Here is a 15,106-nt window from a genome sequence, read left to right as displayed (position 1 = left end):
TTTTTAGTCAGCAGCTACCCTTGGCCCTCGAGGCCCGCGGTACATGTAGCCAGGGAGAGGTTCCCGGAAGGAGGTGTCCTTGAGCTTTCTAGCCATGAGCACCAGGTTTTCCCCCGCGATGCGGGCGTCCTCCAGGACCTCCGTGTTCTCCCTAAGGCTAAGGCCTCCCCGGTGATGGGCATAGACCAAGCCCAAGGGGGCCAGGACAAACCCCATGTAGGAAAGGGGCAGCAACATCTGGGAAAGGGCCTGGCTGGCCCCTTCCTCCTCGGCCACCGCCAAGAGGGCCATGGGCTTGCCCAGGTTCAAAAGGCCCTGGTTCTCCATGGAGGTCATGCGCTCCAAAAGGGCCTTCATGCGGGCAGAAACGCTGAACCAATACACGGGGGTGGCGAAGACCACGGCGTCGGCAGCCAAAATCCTCTCCGCCACCTTGCCAAACCCGTCCCAGGGCCCCTGTACGCAGCTATCCGGGCCACAGGAGGCGGGGTCCAGGGAGTAGTTTCCCGCGCAAAAGGGAAAGGGGTACTTCACCAGGTCCAGGCGCTCGGTGGTGGCCCCTTGGAGCCTGGCCGCCTCGAGGACCTCATCCAATAGCTCCGCCGTAAACCCATCCGTGCGTGCCGATGCGTTAACGCCGAGCACGTGTAAACCCATAAATATCACCCACGCACTAAACCAGGTTTAGTATAGCATGCGCATATCAAGGCCGCCAAGGCCCAGCCACGAACTCCCCCATGCCCCGGGCCCGGACGGGGTAGCCCCTCAGGACTCCTTCCCCCACCACCGGCCCTTCCCAGTAGCCCACCCGGGTGGTGCGGGAAAGGATCTCCCCCTCCGGGAAGGGGGGGCGCACCTCCAGGTCCAGCCCCGGCCCCACCAGGCGCCAGGCCAGGGTATAGGTATGGCCTGAGGGGCTCTTCCAAGCCTCTAAGGGGAGGAAGTGGAGCTCCACCCCCTCCACCCTTCCCAAGGGGTCCACCCGGCTACCCAGGACCTGGACCACCTCACCCTGGCTGTTTTTCACCTGGTAGGCCATGAGCTCCGAGCCATCGGAAAGGTGAAGGCTAAGCCAGTCCCAAGTGGCGCTTAGGCCGGAAAACTGCTCCCCCCACTGGTGGTCGGCCCAGGCCTCCCCCCGGGCCTCTTCCCCTCGGATCCGGCCCCAGGCCTCGAGGCGGGTATAGGACTGGTAGTAAAGCCGCCCCGTCTCCTCCGTGCCCGAATACCCGGGGGGCTGGACCACCGGGGGCTTAAGGGGGCGCAGGCGGAGGTCCACCGGCCCAGCCAGGAGGCGGAAACCCCCATTCTCCCAATAGAACCGCCAGCCGGAAACCTCCAGGTAGGGTCCCGGCTCCGCCCGGCCCCGGGGAGCGAAGAGGTCCTGGTCGGAAACCTCTAGGAAAACCCTTTCCCCAGTGCGCAAATCGGTTAGGGCCAGGTGGGCGGCGTGAAAGGGGCCAAAGAGGCTTCCCGGAAGGCCCAGGATGCGGAAGGCGGGCGGGGCGTAGGCCTTGAAGAAGGCAAAGTGAAAAGCATAGGGCTCCACCCAGCCCGAGGCGTACCACCACTCCAGCTGGGCCGGCTTGGGGTCCCAGTCCTGGGGGTCGGGAAGCCGCTTTGGGTCCACCCCCACCAGAACAGGAGCGCAGGCCACCAACACCAAGGCCAAGGGCCACAACCGCCACATGGCCTTAATCTACCCTTAAGGGCCCCAGGCCCAATGTGGGCCATTTCCCATGTTAGATTTGGAACATGGCCCTTGGGCCCGTGCAGGCAGGAAGGCAGTGACGGCATGACCGACACCCACGCCCATCTAGACTTCCTGGAAGAGGCCGAGCTGGAGGAGGCCAAGGCCCACTTCCCGGAGCTTAGGGCCATCCTCACCTTAGGGGTGGACCCAAGCCGCTGGGAGAGAACCATAGCCCTAGCCCAAGGCAACGTCTACGCCGCGGTGGGCCTCCACCCCACCTCGGCCCATCTGCTTTCCCCCGAGGTAGAGGAAGCCCTTAGGCACTACGCCCGCCACCCCCGGGTGCGGGCTATAGGGGAAAGCGGCCTGGACTACCACTGGACCCCCGAGACCAAACCCGCCCAGCTTAAGGCCCTGGACTTCCAGGCCAGCCTGGCCCAGGAGCTTGGGCTTCCTTTGGTCCTCCACGTGAGAGGCAAGGACGGGAAGGCGGAAGAGGACCTGGCCGCTTGGCTTTTGGCCCACCGGCCCCCGCAGGTGGTCCTCCACGCCTTCGGGGGGCATCCGGTCCTCGAGGCCGCCGGCCTCCAGGTAGGCGCCTACTTCAGCTTTGCCGGCCCCCTCACCTACAGGAAAAACCAGGCCCTGCGGGAAGCGGCCCAAAGGCTTCCCTTAGACCACCTCCTGGTGGAAACCGACACCCCCTTCCTCCCCCCAGAGCCCCACCGGGGCAAGCGCAACCTTCCCCACCGCGTGCGCCATACCTTGGAAAAGCTGGCCGAGGTGCGGGGGCTCCCCTTTGGGGAGATGGAAGCCATTACCGACGCCAACGCCGAAAGGTGCTTCCGCTTTGCTGGCCGGGTGGGAAGCCCCTAGCCCACGTCCCCACCTTTTCCGGGGGCATGGGGCAGAATGCTAGACATGAAACGGCTTCTTCTCTTTTTCCTTCTCCTCCTGCCGGCCCTGGCCGCTCCCAGGCTGGTGGTGGAGCCGGAGGATGGCCTCAAGCCGCTACTGGACCTCATCGCCTCGGCCCAGGAGGAGATCTTGGTGAAGATGTATCTCTGGACCCCAAGCCGCCTGGACGTGGTGGAGGCCTTGGGGCAGGCCGTGGCCCGGGGGGTCAGGGTCAGGGTCCTCTTGGAGCGGGAACCCTCTGGGGGACGCGTGGACCTCACGGTATTCCAAGCCCTAAAGGACCAGGGGGTGGAGGTCAGGCTCACCACCCCCTTCCGCTTCGTTTTCGTTCACGAAAAAAGCCTGGTGGTGGACCGGAAGCGGGCCTGGGTGGGCACCATGAACCTCACGGGAAGCTCCTTCACCGCCAACCGGGAGTACGCCCTCATCCTGGATGACCCCAAGCAGGTGGCCGAAGCGGTGAGGGTTTTTGAAGCCGATTGGGAGGGGAAACGGCTGGACCTTTCCCAGGGCCTTCTCGTCTGGGCGCCAAGCCGTACCCTGGGCGGGGTAAAGGAGGGCAACGCCCGGGAAACCCTCCTGTCCCTGATCCGGGGGGCACAGAAGGAGATCCTCCTCGAGCACCAGGCCATGGCCGATCCCCAGGTGGTGGCCGCCCTCAAGGAGGCCTTAAGCAGAGGGGTCCGGGTCCGCCTGGTGGGAAGCCCAAGGGAACCTGGGGACACCTACTTCTTGGCGGGTGCGGAGGAGTTAAGGCAGGCTGGAGCGGAGGTGCGGTTCCTTCCCGACCCCTACGTGCACGCCAAGGCCCTGGTAGTGGACGGGGAGGTAGCCCTAGTGGGTAGCATGAACCTGAGCGCCAACTCCCTAAACGCCAACCGCGAGCTTTCCGTGCGCTTCACCCGCAAGGAAGCCCCTGAGGCCTTTGCCCGTCTGCTTTCCACCATGGAAAGGGATTACCAAGCGGGCCTTCCGGAAAACCCCTTTGCCCTGCCCCCTCTGGAAGGCGTCATCCCTTGGCAGGAAGCCCCCAAGCACTTTGGCCGCATCGCCACCGTGGAAGGGGTGATCCAACAGGTGGAGGACCGGGGCACCGTGGCCTTCCTCCGGTTTGGCCCGGGGGAAAGCGACCTGAGGCTGGTGGTCTTCCCCAGGAGCTATGGCCTCTTCCAACAACCCTTCCCCCAAAGCTACCTGGGAAAGAAGGTGCGGGCCAGGGGGCGCATCGTCCTTTACGCTGGGTACTACGAGATCGTGCTGGAGGATCCCTTGGTCCTCGAGGTGCTGGATGGAAGCCCTTAAGGCCCTGGGCTACGAGGTGAGCCCCATAGAGGGGGGCCTCTACGGGGAGAAGCGCCTCGGGGGCGTGGTCTACCAGGTCTTTTACTCACAGGAGGGCGACCTGCGCCTAAGGCGCCTCCGCTTTCTGAAGGAAGAGGCCCAGCCCCTAGACCTGGCCGGCGTAAGGGGAGAATGGGCGGCCAGATATCAGGTGGAGGAAAACTTTTTCGCGGTGGCGCCTGCCGAAGACCTCCCTTCCCTGGTCCTGGCCTTTGAGCGCCTTGACCTAGGGGGGGAAACCCCCTAAACTCAAGAGCAATATGCGCCCGTCTCGTCTTAATGATGCCTAGGCGGGGGGCATGACCATCCGGCCCCCCCGGTCCCCCATGGCCGGGGGGGCCAAAGCTTAAAGAGGAGGAAAGATGCGGGTTTTGGTTAGGGACTTGAAGGAGCAAATAGGCCAGGAGGTGGAGCTTTGGGGTTTTCTCCACTGGAGGCGGGACCTGGGCAAGATCCAGTTCCTTCTCCTTAGGGACCGAAGCGGCATCGTCCAGGTAGTAACCGGGGGGCAAAGGCTTCCCTTGCCCGAGTCCAGCCTAAGGGTAAGGGGCCAGGTGGTGGCAAACCCCAAGGCCCCGGGGGGCCTCGAGGTGCACGCCCAGGAGCTGGAGGTCCTATCCCCGGCCTTGGAGCCCACCCCCGTGGAGATCCCCAAGGAGGAGTGGCGGGCAAGCCCCGACACCCTTTTGGAATACCGCTACGTCACCTTAAGGGGGGAGAAGGCCCGGGCCCCTCTTAAGGTCCAAGCGGCCTTGGTGCGGGGCTTTAGGCGGTACCTGGACCGGCAGGGCTTCACGGAGATCTTCACCCCCAAGGTGGTGCGGGCCGGGGCCGAGGGAGGCTCGGGGCTTTTCGGGGTGGACTACTTTGAGTACCGGGCCTACCTGGCCCAGTCCCCCCAGCTCTACAAGCAGATCCTGGTGGGGGTATTTGAGAGGGTCTACGAGGTGGCCCCGGTCTGGCGCATGGAGGAGCACAACACCAGCCGCCACCTGAACGAGTACCTTTCCCTGGACGTGGAGATGGGGTTCATCAGGGGAGAGGAAGACCTCATGCAGCTTGAGGAAGGCCTCCTCCAGGAAATGCTGGAAGAGGCCCTTTCCAGCGCTGGGAACGAGATCCGGCTCCTGGGAGCCGAGTGGCCCTCCTTCCCCAAGGATGTGCCCCGCCTCACCCACGCGGAGGCCCGGAGGATCCTCAAGGAAGAGCTGGGCTACCCCGTGGGCCAGGACCTCTCCGAGGAGGCGGAGCGGCTTCTGGGCCAGTACGCCAGGGAGCGCTGGGGCTCGGACTGGCTTTTCATCACCCACTACCCCCGCGCCCTTCGCCCCTTCTACACCTACCCTGAACCCGACGGCACCACCCGGAGCTTTGACCTCCTCTTCCGGGGCCTGGAGATCACCTCCGGGGGGCAGAGGATCCACCGCTACCAGGACCTGGTGGAAAGCCTAAAGGCCAAGGGCATGGACCTGGAAGGCTTCCAGGGCTACCTGGAGGTCTTCAAGTACGGCATGCCCCCCCACGGGGGTTTCGCCATCGGGGCGGAGAGGCTTACCCAAAAGCTCCTGGGCCTTCCCAACGTGCGCTACGCCCGGGCTTTCCCCCGGGACCGGCACCGGCTTACCCCTTAGAGCCCCCCTCCCTGCCCGGCGGTAGGCACGGGACTCCTCTGTACCCTTTCCTTCGGCGCCTTAGCGAGATGACGCCTATCCAAGGTCCTTTCCGGGACCCCCACCCTGGCAGGGTGGGATGGTACTAAACGGCCCCACCCGGCAAAAGCCGGGGCGGGGCCGTATAAAAACCCTTTAGAAGCGATCAAAGAGGATGGCCCGCTTGACCTCCTCTATGAGTTGGGTCACGGGAATCTCCCGGGGGCAGGCCTCGGTGCAGTTGTAGGCGGTGCGGCAACGCCACACCCCGCTCCCCGAGCCCAAGGCCTTGAAGCGCTCCCTTTTTCCCCGGTCCCGGGAGTCAAAGATGAAGCGGTGGGCCTGGACGATGGCCGCAGGACCCAGATAGGTACCGTTCACCCAGAACACCGGGCAGCTGGTGGTGCAGCTGGCGCAGAGGATGCACTTGGTGCCGTGGTCAAACCGCTCCCTTTCCTCCGGGCTTTGCAGGCGCTCCCGGGCCGGGGGAGGCTCATCGTTGATGAGGTAAGGCTTCACCGCCCGGTAGGCAACGAAGAAGGGCTCCATGTCCACGACCAGGTCCTTCTCCACGGGCAAGCCCCTTATGGGCTCCACGGTGATGAGGCTTCCCAGGTCCTTCACCAGGGTCTTGCAGGCCAGGCGGTTCCTGCCGTTGATGAGCATGGCGTCGGAGCCGCAGATCCCGTGGCCACAGCTCCTGCGGAAGGCCAGGGTACCGTCCTGGTCTGCCTTTACCTTATGGAGAAGGTCCAGAACCCTATCCCAGGGCTCAGCCTCCACCTGGTAGGTTTGCCAGGTGGGCTTCTCGTGCTTGGCGGGGTCAAAGCGGAGGATCTTAAGGGTCACCTGCATGGCGCCTCCTAGTAGGTACGGGCCTTGGGCTCAAAACGGCCTAGGACCACGGGCTTGTAGCGGAAGGCCACCTTGCCGTCGGCCACCTTGTAGGCCAGGGTGTGCTTGAGCCAGTTTTGGTCGTCCCGCTCGGGGTAGTCCTCCCGGGCATGGGCCCCGCGGGACTCGGTGCGGTTTAAGGCGGAGTGCACCAGGGCCTCGGCCACCTCCAGGAGATACCCCAGTTCCAAAGCCTCCACCAGCTCGGTGTTGTAGACCTCCCCCTTGTCCTCTATGGAGATGTGGCGGTAGCGGTCCATGAGCTCCTTGAGGATCTCCACCTGCTTGGCCAATAGCTCCCCGGTGCGGAAAACCGAGGCGTTATCCATCATGGTCTGCTGGAGCTCCGCCCGGAGGACGGCCACCTTCTCCTTGCCTGTGGAGGCCTTAATCCGCTCAATCCGCTCGCGGCTTTCCCCCAGGTGCGCCTCGGTGAGTTCATGGTAGTCGGCATCCCTGGCAAAGCGGGCCGCGTGGATCCCAGCGCGCCGGCCAAAGACCACCAGATCCCCCAAGGAGTTGGTCCCCAGGCGGTTGGCCCCGTGCAGGCTCACGCAAGCCGCCTCCCCGGCGGCATAGAGCCCGGGCACCGCGGTGTTCTTCTCATCCTTAATGACCTGGCCCCACAAGGTGGTGGGAATCCCCCCCATGGCGTAGTGGGCGGTGGGCATCACCGGCACCGGCTCCTTCAAGGGGTCCACCCCCAGGTAGATGCGGCTGAACTCGGTGATGTCGGGAAGCTTTTTCTCAATGACCTCCGGAGGCAGGTGGGTGAGGTCCAAAAGCACGTGGTCCTTTTTGGGGCCCACCCCCCGGCCCTCCCGCACCTCCAGGTACATGGCCCGGGAGACCATATCCCTGGGGGCCAGGTCCTTGATGGTGGGGGCATAGCGCTCCATGAAGCGCTCCCCCAGGGCGTTCCTCAGGATGCCCCCTTCCCCCCTAGCCCCCTCGGTGAGGAGGATGCCCAAGGGGTAAAGCCCCGTGGGGTGGAACTGGTAGAACTCCATGTCCTCGAGGGGAAGCCCCTTGCGGTAGAGGATGGCCTGCAGGTCCCCGGTGAGGGTATAGGCGTTGGAGGTGACCTTGTAGATGCGGCCAAACCCTCCAGAAGCGATGACGATGGCCTTGGCCTGGAAGAGGTGCAGCTCCCCCGTGGCCAGCTCGTAGGCCACCAGCCCCTTGGCCACGCCGTCCTCCACGATCACGTCGGTAACGTGGAACTCGTTGTAGAAGGTGATGTTATGCTTCACGCACTGCTGGTAGAGGGTCTGGAGGATCATGTGCCCGGTGCGGTCGGCGGCGTGGGCCGCCCGGTGCACCGGGGCCTTGCCCCAGTCCTTGGTGTGGCCGCCAAAGCGGCGCTGGGCAATCCTGCCATTGGGCAAACGGTCAAAGGGAAGGCCCATGTGCTCCAGCTCCAAGACCGCCTCAATGACCTCCTTGGCGAAGACCTCGGCGGCATCCTGGTCCGTGAGGTAGTCCCCCCCTTTGATGGTGTCAAACATGTGCCATTCCCAGTGGTCCTCCTCCACGTTGCCCAAGGCCGCGCCTATCCCCCCCTGGGCCGCCCCTGTGTGGCTCCGGGTGGGGTAAAGCTTGCTGACCACCGCCACGTCGGCACCTTCCCGGGCCGCATAAAGGGCCGTAGCCAGGCCCGCCCCGCCTGCACCCACCACGATGACCTCGTGTCTGTGCGCCATACTAGTTCACCCCGAAATCATGGTTGAAAAGGGAAAGGCTTCCCAAGACGAAAAGAAAAGCGATGAGACCATAGAGCACCACCTTGGTCCAAAACCGCCTGGAAGGGTTGCGAATCCAGTCGTCCAGAACATACCGAAGCCCATTGGCCCCGTGCAGCAAGCCCAAGGCCAGGATCAAGAGATCGTAGATCTTCCAGGTGGTCTGGGAGAGTCTCTTGGCCACGTAGTCGTAATCAATCTTGTTGAGGTCGGCGATAATGGCGTTCATCCACATGTGGCCGATGAGCAAGAAGACCAACACCACCCCGGAGATGCGCATGAAGACCCACCAGTAGAGTTCCAGATTGGTGCTGGCCTCGAGCCTGGCCTCCTCGTAGCGTTTGGACTTAATCGCCATGGCCACCTCCTAGAATGCCGCCCCCGATCTTCACCAGGAAGGGCAGGTAGAAAAGGACGAAAAGAACCCAGACCCCATACCAAAGCTGCCGCTGGTACCGCACCCCCCAGGGGGTGAAGTCCATGAGGATGATCCTGAGCCCATTGAACCCGTGGTAAAGCACCCCGGCGATGAGGAGAAGTAGCCCCAGCTGGAAAACCGGCTGGTGGTAGAACTTCATGAGGGCGTTGGACACCTCCGGACCCCACATGGCGCTGGAGATGTTGGCCACGTGAAGCATCAGGAAGACCAGGATGCCCAGACCTGAGAGCCGGTGCAGGTAAAAGGCCCACTGCCCTTCTCTTCCCCTGTACATGGCACCTCCTTACCGGCCGCCATCATACCACTTTCCTTAAGGAGAGTGTGGGGCAGGGCTTATCTTACCCGCCGTATACCCCCACCCCCTATCTTCTTGGCTAGGGCAAGGGCCTTTTGCCCTTACCCCCACCAGACGGGCCGAGGGCCAATCCCCCTGGGGGGAACGAAGGGGTTTTCCCGCCCGGGAACGAGGTATTGACAGGGGGGGGAGGGGGGGGCATAATGGGGGGCGTGCCGCGGGGGGATACCCCGGGGGGCACGGGAAGGAGGTGGTCAGGATGGAACTCTTTGGATTCGGACCGCATCTGATGGTGGACGGCTACGACGCCAATCCCGAAAAGCTCCGGGACGCTGAGCTGGTGCGCCGTGTCCTGGACGAGCTCCCCGAGGAGATGGAGATGACCAAGGTGCTTCCCCCCTTCGTCTACAGCTACGGGCCCCAAGGGGAGGACGGGGTGACCGGGGTGGTGATCATCGCCGAAAGCCACATCGCCATCCACACCTTCCCCAAGAAGCGCTTCCTCTCCATAGACATCTTCTCCTGCAAGGCCTTTGACATGGCCCAGGTGCTCCGAAAGCTCACCGCGGTCTTTGAGATCGGCCGCTACGAAACCTACATGATCAACCGGGGCAAGGAGTTCCCCAAGGACCCCGAGCTGGCCCGGAAGATCGTTCTGGGGGAACGGGAGTACCTGGAAGCCCGGGTGGGCTAAGCCTATCCCTTCCCTCCCCCGGACCGGGGGTTTCATTTCGCCCTCATCCTTGCCCCCTAGCCTTGTAGTGGAGGCTTGGGTATGGTGCGTAAACTGTTGACGCTGGGCCTACTGGCGCTAAGTGCGGTTTTGGCGCAAGGTTATCGCGGCCTATCCCTGGGTACCCCCTATCCGGAGATCGGGGTTCAGCCCGGGGAAAGCGTGAACCTCACCCTAACCCTCAAAAACCATGGCCTTCCCCCCGGGGTGGTCCGGGTTCAGGTGGCCGAGGCCCCGCAGGGCTGGCAGGCCAGCCTCATCGGTGGGGGCCGCCTGGTGCGGGCGGTTTACCTGGCCCCCGATGGCGAGGCCACCCTTACCCTTCGCCTCCAGCCCCCCAAGGAGGTGAAGCCCGGCACCTACCGCTTCCTGGTGCGGGCCGAGGGGCTGGGCCAGGTGGCCACCCTCCCCATCGGCCTCGTGGTGGGCGAGGGCCTGCCGCAGCGGCTTAGCCTCGAGGCGGAGCTCCCCATCCTTAAAGGCCCCCCCACCAGCTCCTTCCGCTACCGGGTGACCCTGAAAAACGAATCCGACCGCGACCTCCTGGTCTCCTTGGAGTACGAGGCCCCCAAGGGTTGGCAGGTGACCTTCACCCCCGCCTTCTCCGGCCAGCAGGTGACCAGCCTCCCCATCAAGGCGGGGGAGAGCAAGGACCTGGACGTGGAGGTGTCCCTGCCCAAGGACACCAAGGCCGACACCTATGGCCTCACCCTGAGGGCCGTGGCCGGGGAGGCCAAGGCGGAGCTGGGGCTGACCCTGGAGGTCACGGGCCGGCCCCAGGTGCGCTTCAACACCAAGGAGGGGCGGCTTTCCGGCCAGGTGGTGGCGGGGCGGGAAAACCCGGTGAAGCTCCTCTTGAAAAACGAGGGGAGCGCCCCCGCCAAGGACCTTTCCTTCAGCGCCTTTGAGCCTTCGGGCTGGGAGGTGAAGTTTGAGCCCGACAAGCTGGACGCCCTAGAGCCCGGCCAGGAGCAGGAGGTGACCGCCCGCATCAAGCCCTCCCCCAAGGCGGTGACCGGGGACTACATGGTCACCCTAAGGCTTTCCGGAGCCGACGGCCTTTCCGAAAGCCTGGACTACCGGGCCACGGTGGTGCGCTCCAGCCTCTGGGGCCTGGTGGGGGTGGGCATCATGGCCGTGGCCCTTTTGGTCCTGGCCTTTGCCGTGAACCGTTTCGGCCGGAGGTAGCATGGCGGTCATAGAAACCCATGGCCTCACCAAGCACTACGGCCGGGTGGTGGCCGTGGAGGACCTGAACCTGGAGGTGAAGGAGGGGGAGGTCTTTGGCCTCCTGGGCCCCAACGGCTCGGGGAAGACCACCACCATCCTCATGCTCCTCGGCCTCACCGAGCCCACCAAGGGCGAGGCCCGGGTCCTGGGCCTGGACCCCATGCGGGAGCCCTTAAAGGTGAAAAGCCGGGTGGGCTATCTACCCGACCAGGTGGGGTTTTACGGGGAGCTCACCGCCTGGGAGAACCTGCGCTACACCACCAGGCTCCTTGGCCTGCCTGAAGAGGAAGCTAAGGCCCGCATTGAGGAGGTCCTAAAGCGCATGGGGCTATGGGAGGTGCGGGACCGGCGGGTTTCGGCGTTTAGCCGAGGAATGCGGCAGCGGCTCGGCCTCGCCGAGGTCCTCCTCAAACGCCCCAAGGTGGCCATCCTGGACGAGCCTACCCTAGGCTTGGACCCCGAGGCTGCCCGGGAGTTTTTGGAGCTCATCAAGGGCTTGAAGGCCGAGGGGATCACCACCCTCCTCTCCAGCCACCTCCTGCACCAGGTGCAGGAGGTCTGCGACCGGGTGGGGCTTTTCCACAAGGGCCGCCTGGCCCTCCTTGGGACCGTGGAGGAACTGGCGCAAAGGGTTTTGGGGGGTGGGTACGAAATCCTGGTGGAGGCCAGCCCCGGCCTCGAGGAATCCCTGCGAACCTTAGAGGGCGTGGGCCGAGTGGAAGCGGAAGGAGGGCGGTACCGCATCCTGGCGAGCCGTGACCTGCGTCCCGAACTGGCCCGCATGGCCGTGGAGCACGGTCAGCTCCTGGGCTTGGCCCTTCGCCGTCCCAGCCTGGACGAAGTCTACGCCCACTACTTCAAGGAGGTGGCCCATGCGGCGTGAAGGTTCCCCCTGGACCGGGCTTTGGGCGGTCTTCTTCAAGGAGATGGCCGACCACCTCACGGGGATCCGCATGCGCATTCTGGAAGGGCTGATCCTTCTCTCAGCCCTGGCGGCGGTTTACACGGGTACCCAAACCCTGCGCCAGACCGTGGGGGAAGACCCTTACCTGTACCTCAAACTCCTCACCACCGCCCAAGACCCCTTGCCCTCCTTCGTGGGCTTCCTCTCCTTCTTCGTGCCCTTAGCCGCCATCGCCCTGGCCTTTGATGCGGTGAACGGGGAGTACGCCAGGGGGACGCTTTCCCGCATCCTTTCCCAGCCCATCTACCGGGATGCCCTTCTTTTCGGCAAGTTCTTGGCTGGGCTTGGCACCTTAGCCGTGCTCCTTCTCGCCCTTTTCCTCCTGGTGGTGGGCCTGGGCCTCTTCACCCTAGGGGTGCCTCCTGGAGGCGAGGAGATGGGGCGGGCCTTTCTCTTCCTCCTGGCCACCTTGGCCTATGCGGGCTTCTGGTTAGCCCTAGGCCTTCTCTTCTCCGTGCTGTTCCGCCAGCCGGCCACCGCCGCCTTAGCGGCCATTGGCGTCTGGCTCTTCTTCGCGGTCTTCTTCCCCATCCTCACGGACCTGGCAGCGGGTGCCCTTCTCCTCCAAGCCGACCCCTTTGACCCGGAAAGCCAGCTGAAGCAGGCCAACCTGGCCCTTTGGATCTCCCGGCTTTCCCCCAACACCCTGTATGCGGAAACCCTAACCGCCGTGCTCAATCCCGCGGTGCGTTCCCTGGGCCCCATCCTCATCACCCAGCTGGAGGGAGCGGTGTTAGGAACCCCCCTTCCCCTCTCCCAAAGCCTCCTCCTCGTCTGGCCCCAGCTCACCGGCCTCGTGTCCTTGGTCATCCTCCTTTTCACCCTGGCCTACGTGAGCTTCCAGCGCCAGGAGGTCCGGGCCTAACCAACCCCGCTGGGGCTAAACGCCTCAGCGGGGACCCCATAAACCCTAGTCCTCCAGCCACTCGGTGGCGTAGGCGTTGGTCTTGGGGATGACGCAGAGGAACTCCACCGGCTCATCCCCCTCGTTCACATAGGCATGGGGCGTATCCGGGGGGATGTAGACCGCCTGCCCGGCCCCCACCTCCCTCACCTCGTCCCCCAAAAGCACCTTCATGCGCCCAGAGAGCACGTACTGCTCGTGCTCAATGCTGGGGTGCTTGTGCTTGGGAATCCTTCCTCCCGGCAGAATGGTGAACTTGCGGGTGATGAAGTGGGGCGCCCCGTCCTCAGGGCCGATGAGCACCTGGATAAAGGCCTTCTGCCCCCTTTCCACCGGCCGTGCCTCCACGCTGGCCGCCTGCTTCACCACAGGCCTCATGCGGACCATTGTAGCAAAAGCGCCTCCACTTCCTCATCGGTAACCTCGCCAAAATCCATGTAGTAAGCCCCCACGGCGGCAAAGTCCGCTGGGGTAGAGAGCGCCACCACCTCGGCCTGATCCTTCAACCTCTCCACCGCATCGGGGCTGGCCACCGGCACCGCCACCACCACCCGGCGGGGCTTCTCCGAGAGGACCACGGCTAAAGCCGCCTCCATGGTGGAGCCGGTGGCGATGCCGTCATCCACCAGCACCACATCCCGGCCCGCAAGAGGTACTTTAGCCCGCACCTTCCGGTAGCGCTCGGACCGCTTGCGAATCACGTCCCTCTGCCGGGCCGCCTCCCGCTCCAGGTAGCTTTGGTCGGCGTACTGCGAGGCATAGGATTTCAAGACCAAGCCTCCCTTCTCCCCCACCGCCCCCAAGGCGAACTCCGGATTCCCCGGAGCCCCCACTTTGCGCACCAAGACCACATCCAGCTCCCCACCCAAGCCCCGGGCCACCTCATCGGCCACCACCACCCCGCCTCGAGGGATGCCCAGCACCACAGGGCGTTCCAATCCCAAGGGCCTTAGGGCCTCCGAAAGGAGCGCACCGGCATGCCTGCGGTCGCGGAAGCGCATAGGAAAACCTCCTTACTCATGCTACACCCCACCACCGTCTTGAACGCGGTATAAGGTTCTTGGTAAGCTCGGGGTGAAGGAGGTAAGGTATGGACCAAACCCGCTCCAAACCTTGGCTTGCCCACTATGACCCCGGTGTACCCCCCGAGGTGGAGGTACCGCCCATACCCCTTTGGCGCTTTCTGGAAGAAAGCGCCCATCGCTACCCACAAAACACCGCCTTAGAGTTTTTGGGGAAAACCCTTACCTACGCCGAGCTATGGGATAAGTCCCGACGTTTTGCCGCAGGGCTAACGGCCTTAGGGGTTAAGCCCGGGGACCGGGTGGCCATCATGCTGCCCAACTCCCCCCAGTTCGTCATCGCCTTCTACGGCACCCTTTTGGCCGGGGGGGTGGGCGTCAACGTAAACCCCCTCTATACCCCCAGGGAGCTGAGGCACCAGCTAAAGGACTCGGGTGCGGAAACCCTCATCATCCTAGACCATCTCCTGCCCCGCTTCCTGGAGGTGGAGGGGGAAACCCCGGTGAAGCGCACTGTGGTTACGGGTATCAAGGACTTCCTCCCCTTCCCCAAAAACCTCCTCTACCCCCTAAAGGCCAAGAAGGACAAGCTTCCCCTAGGCTACCCCAAGCGCCAAGGCTTCCACGCCTTTACCCATCTGCTCAAGCACCCTCCCGCCACCCCCCACCCGGCGGATCCCGAGGAGCTGGCCCTCTTGCAGTACACCGGGGGCACCACGGGCATCTCCAAGGGGGCCATGCTCACCCACAAGAACCTGGTGGCCAACGTCTTGCAGATAGACGCTTGGGACCCCACCTCTAAGGACCTTCGTGGCCAAGGGGTAATGCTGGGGGCCCTGCCCTTCTTCCACGTCTACGGCATGACCGTGGCCATGAACTACGGCATCTACTCCGGATACAAGATCGTCCTCCTCCCAAGGCCAGAGATCCACGCCATCGTGGAGGCCATAGAGAAGCATGGGGTTACCCATTTCCCTGGGGTACCTACCCTGTACGTGGCCTTCAACAACTTCCCGGGGATTGAGAAGAGAAACGTGAAGAGCATCCGCATCTGCCTCTCCGGGGCTGCCCCCTTACCCGTGGAGGTGGCCAAGCGCTTTGAGGAGATCACCGGGGCCCGGCTCATAGAGGGGTATGGCCTATCCGAAGCCAGCCCCGTGACCCACTCCAATCCCGTCCTGGGGGAGATCAAAAAGGGCTCCATCGGCATGCCCTTCCCCAGCGTGGACGCCAAGGTGGTGGACGAGGAAGGGCACGAACTCCCCCTGGGGGAGGTGGGCGA

17 protein-coding genes are annotated in these 15,106 nt (G+C 64.2%); 9 read left to right on the top strand and 8 right to left on the bottom strand.

From position 1 onward, the window contains the following. Window positions 1-3: 3 nt before the first annotated feature. A complete protein-coding gene (locus tag L0D18_RS06705; protein WP_243028110.1) occupies window positions 4-657 on the bottom strand; it encodes a flavodoxin family protein in 654 nt (217 codons plus the stop codon). A gap of 46 nt (window positions 658-703) precedes the next feature. Then, window positions 704-1,690 carry a lipocalin family protein gene (locus tag L0D18_RS06700; protein ID WP_243028109.1) on the bottom strand — a complete coding sequence of 329 codons (987 nt, stop codon included), beginning with the start codon at window positions 1,688-1,690 and terminating at the stop codon, window positions 704-706. Between the two features lie 105 nt (window positions 1,691-1,795). On the opposite strand from L0D18_RS06700, the gene L0D18_RS06695 reads away from it, so the two are divergent. The 4 genes from L0D18_RS06695 (at window position 1,796) to aspS (ending at window position 5,583) form a co-directional block, all read left to right on the top strand. Beyond that, on the top strand, window positions 1,796-2,569 hold the full coding sequence (locus tag L0D18_RS06695; RefSeq protein WP_243028108.1) for a TatD family hydrolase: 774 nt from the start codon (window positions 1,796-1,798) through the stop codon (window positions 2,567-2,569). Window positions 2,570-2,614: 45 nt separating this feature from the next. Continuing rightward, entirely contained in the window at window positions 2,615-3,913 is a 1,299-nt protein-coding gene (locus tag L0D18_RS06690; protein WP_243028107.1) for a phospholipase D-like domain-containing protein, read from the top strand. Further along, the gene (locus L0D18_RS06685) at window positions 3,900-4,199 is read left to right on the top strand and encodes a hypothetical protein (RefSeq protein WP_243028106.1); all 300 of its coding nucleotides are present in this window, start codon (window positions 3,900-3,902) and stop codon (window positions 4,197-4,199) included. The genes L0D18_RS06690 and L0D18_RS06685 overlap by 14 nt, the downstream gene beginning before the upstream one ends. A 115-nt stretch (window positions 4,200-4,314) precedes the next feature. After that, window positions 4,315-5,583, top strand: a complete 1,269-nt coding sequence (gene aspS / locus L0D18_RS06680) for an aspartate--tRNA(Asn) ligase (RefSeq protein ID WP_243028105.1) — start codon at window positions 4,315-4,317, stop codon at window positions 5,581-5,583. Window positions 5,584-5,757: 174 nt separating this feature from the next. Here the strand turns inward: aspS and L0D18_RS06675 are convergent, their stop codons facing one another. From L0D18_RS06675 to sdhC, 4 genes are read right to left on the bottom strand one after another with little or no spacing between them, the layout of a single operon-like run. Continuing rightward, entirely contained in the window at window positions 5,758-6,456 is a 699-nt protein-coding gene (locus L0D18_RS06675; protein WP_243028104.1) for a succinate dehydrogenase iron-sulfur subunit, read from the bottom strand. An 8-nt stretch (window positions 6,457-6,464) separates the two neighbouring features. Beyond that, complete coding sequence (sdhA, locus tag L0D18_RS06670) at window positions 6,465-8,198, bottom strand: succinate dehydrogenase flavoprotein subunit (RefSeq protein WP_243028103.1); 1,734 nt, start codon at window positions 8,196-8,198, stop codon at window positions 6,465-6,467. Window position 8,199: 1 nt separating this feature from the next. Beyond that, window positions 8,200-8,595, bottom strand: coding sequence for a succinate dehydrogenase hydrophobic membrane anchor subunit (locus L0D18_RS06665; protein WP_243028102.1), 396 nt, complete (start codon window positions 8,593-8,595; stop codon window positions 8,200-8,202). Continuing rightward, entirely contained in the window at window positions 8,585-8,950 is a 366-nt protein-coding gene (gene sdhC, locus L0D18_RS06660; protein ID WP_243028101.1) for a succinate dehydrogenase, cytochrome b556 subunit, read from the bottom strand. The genes L0D18_RS06665 and sdhC overlap by 11 nt, the downstream gene beginning before the upstream one ends. A gap of 280 nt (window positions 8,951-9,230) precedes the next feature. Here sdhC and speD point away from each other — a divergent pair, with 280 nt between their 5' ends. The 4 genes from speD to L0D18_RS06640 all read left to right on the top strand — a co-directional run bounded on the left by speD (window position 9,231) and on the right by L0D18_RS06640 (window position 12,763). Further along, complete coding sequence (gene speD, locus L0D18_RS06655; RefSeq protein WP_038057714.1) at window positions 9,231-9,665, top strand: adenosylmethionine decarboxylase; 435 nt, start codon at window positions 9,231-9,233, stop codon at window positions 9,663-9,665. A gap of 81 nt (window positions 9,666-9,746) precedes the next feature. After that, window positions 9,747-10,892 (top strand): NEW3 domain-containing protein, encoded by a 1,146-nt coding sequence (locus L0D18_RS06650; protein WP_243028100.1) that lies wholly within the window; start codon window positions 9,747-9,749, stop codon window positions 10,890-10,892. A 1-nt stretch (window position 10,893) separates the two neighbouring features. Next, window positions 10,894-11,817: an ABC transporter ATP-binding protein gene (locus L0D18_RS06645; protein ID WP_243028099.1), complete on the top strand. Its 924-nt coding sequence runs from the start codon at window positions 10,894-10,896 to the stop codon at window positions 11,815-11,817. Beyond that, on the top strand, window positions 11,807-12,763 hold the full coding sequence (locus L0D18_RS06640; RefSeq protein WP_243028098.1) for an ABC transporter permease: 957 nt from the start codon (window positions 11,807-11,809) through the stop codon (window positions 12,761-12,763). Before L0D18_RS06645 ends, L0D18_RS06640 begins: the two co-directional genes overlap by 11 nt. Before the next feature lie 45 nt (window positions 12,764-12,808). On the opposite strand, the gene L0D18_RS06635 is transcribed toward L0D18_RS06640, so the two are convergent. Both L0D18_RS06635 and L0D18_RS06630 read right to left on the bottom strand, forming a co-directional pair. Beyond that, window positions 12,809-13,180 carry a cupin domain-containing protein gene (locus L0D18_RS06635; RefSeq protein ID WP_423247899.1) on the bottom strand — a complete coding sequence of 124 codons (372 nt, stop codon included), beginning with the start codon at window positions 13,178-13,180 and terminating at the stop codon, window positions 12,809-12,811. Further along, complete coding sequence (locus tag L0D18_RS06630; RefSeq protein ID WP_243028096.1) at window positions 13,177-13,803, bottom strand: phosphoribosyltransferase; 627 nt, start codon at window positions 13,801-13,803, stop codon at window positions 13,177-13,179. Before L0D18_RS06630 ends, L0D18_RS06635 begins: the two co-directional genes overlap by 4 nt. Window positions 13,804-13,892: 89 nt before the next feature. Here L0D18_RS06630 and L0D18_RS06625 point away from each other — a divergent pair. Further along, window positions 13,893-15,106 (top strand): AMP-binding protein (locus L0D18_RS06625; RefSeq protein WP_243028095.1); only part of this gene is annotated, 1,214 nt, incomplete at its 3' end.

It is taken from the genome of Thermus albus, from assembly GCF_022760855.1.
Taxonomy (GTDB): Bacteria; Deinococcota; Deinococci; order Deinococcales; family Thermaceae; genus Thermus; species Thermus albus.
This window is presented reverse-complemented; position numbering and strand designations above follow the sequence as displayed.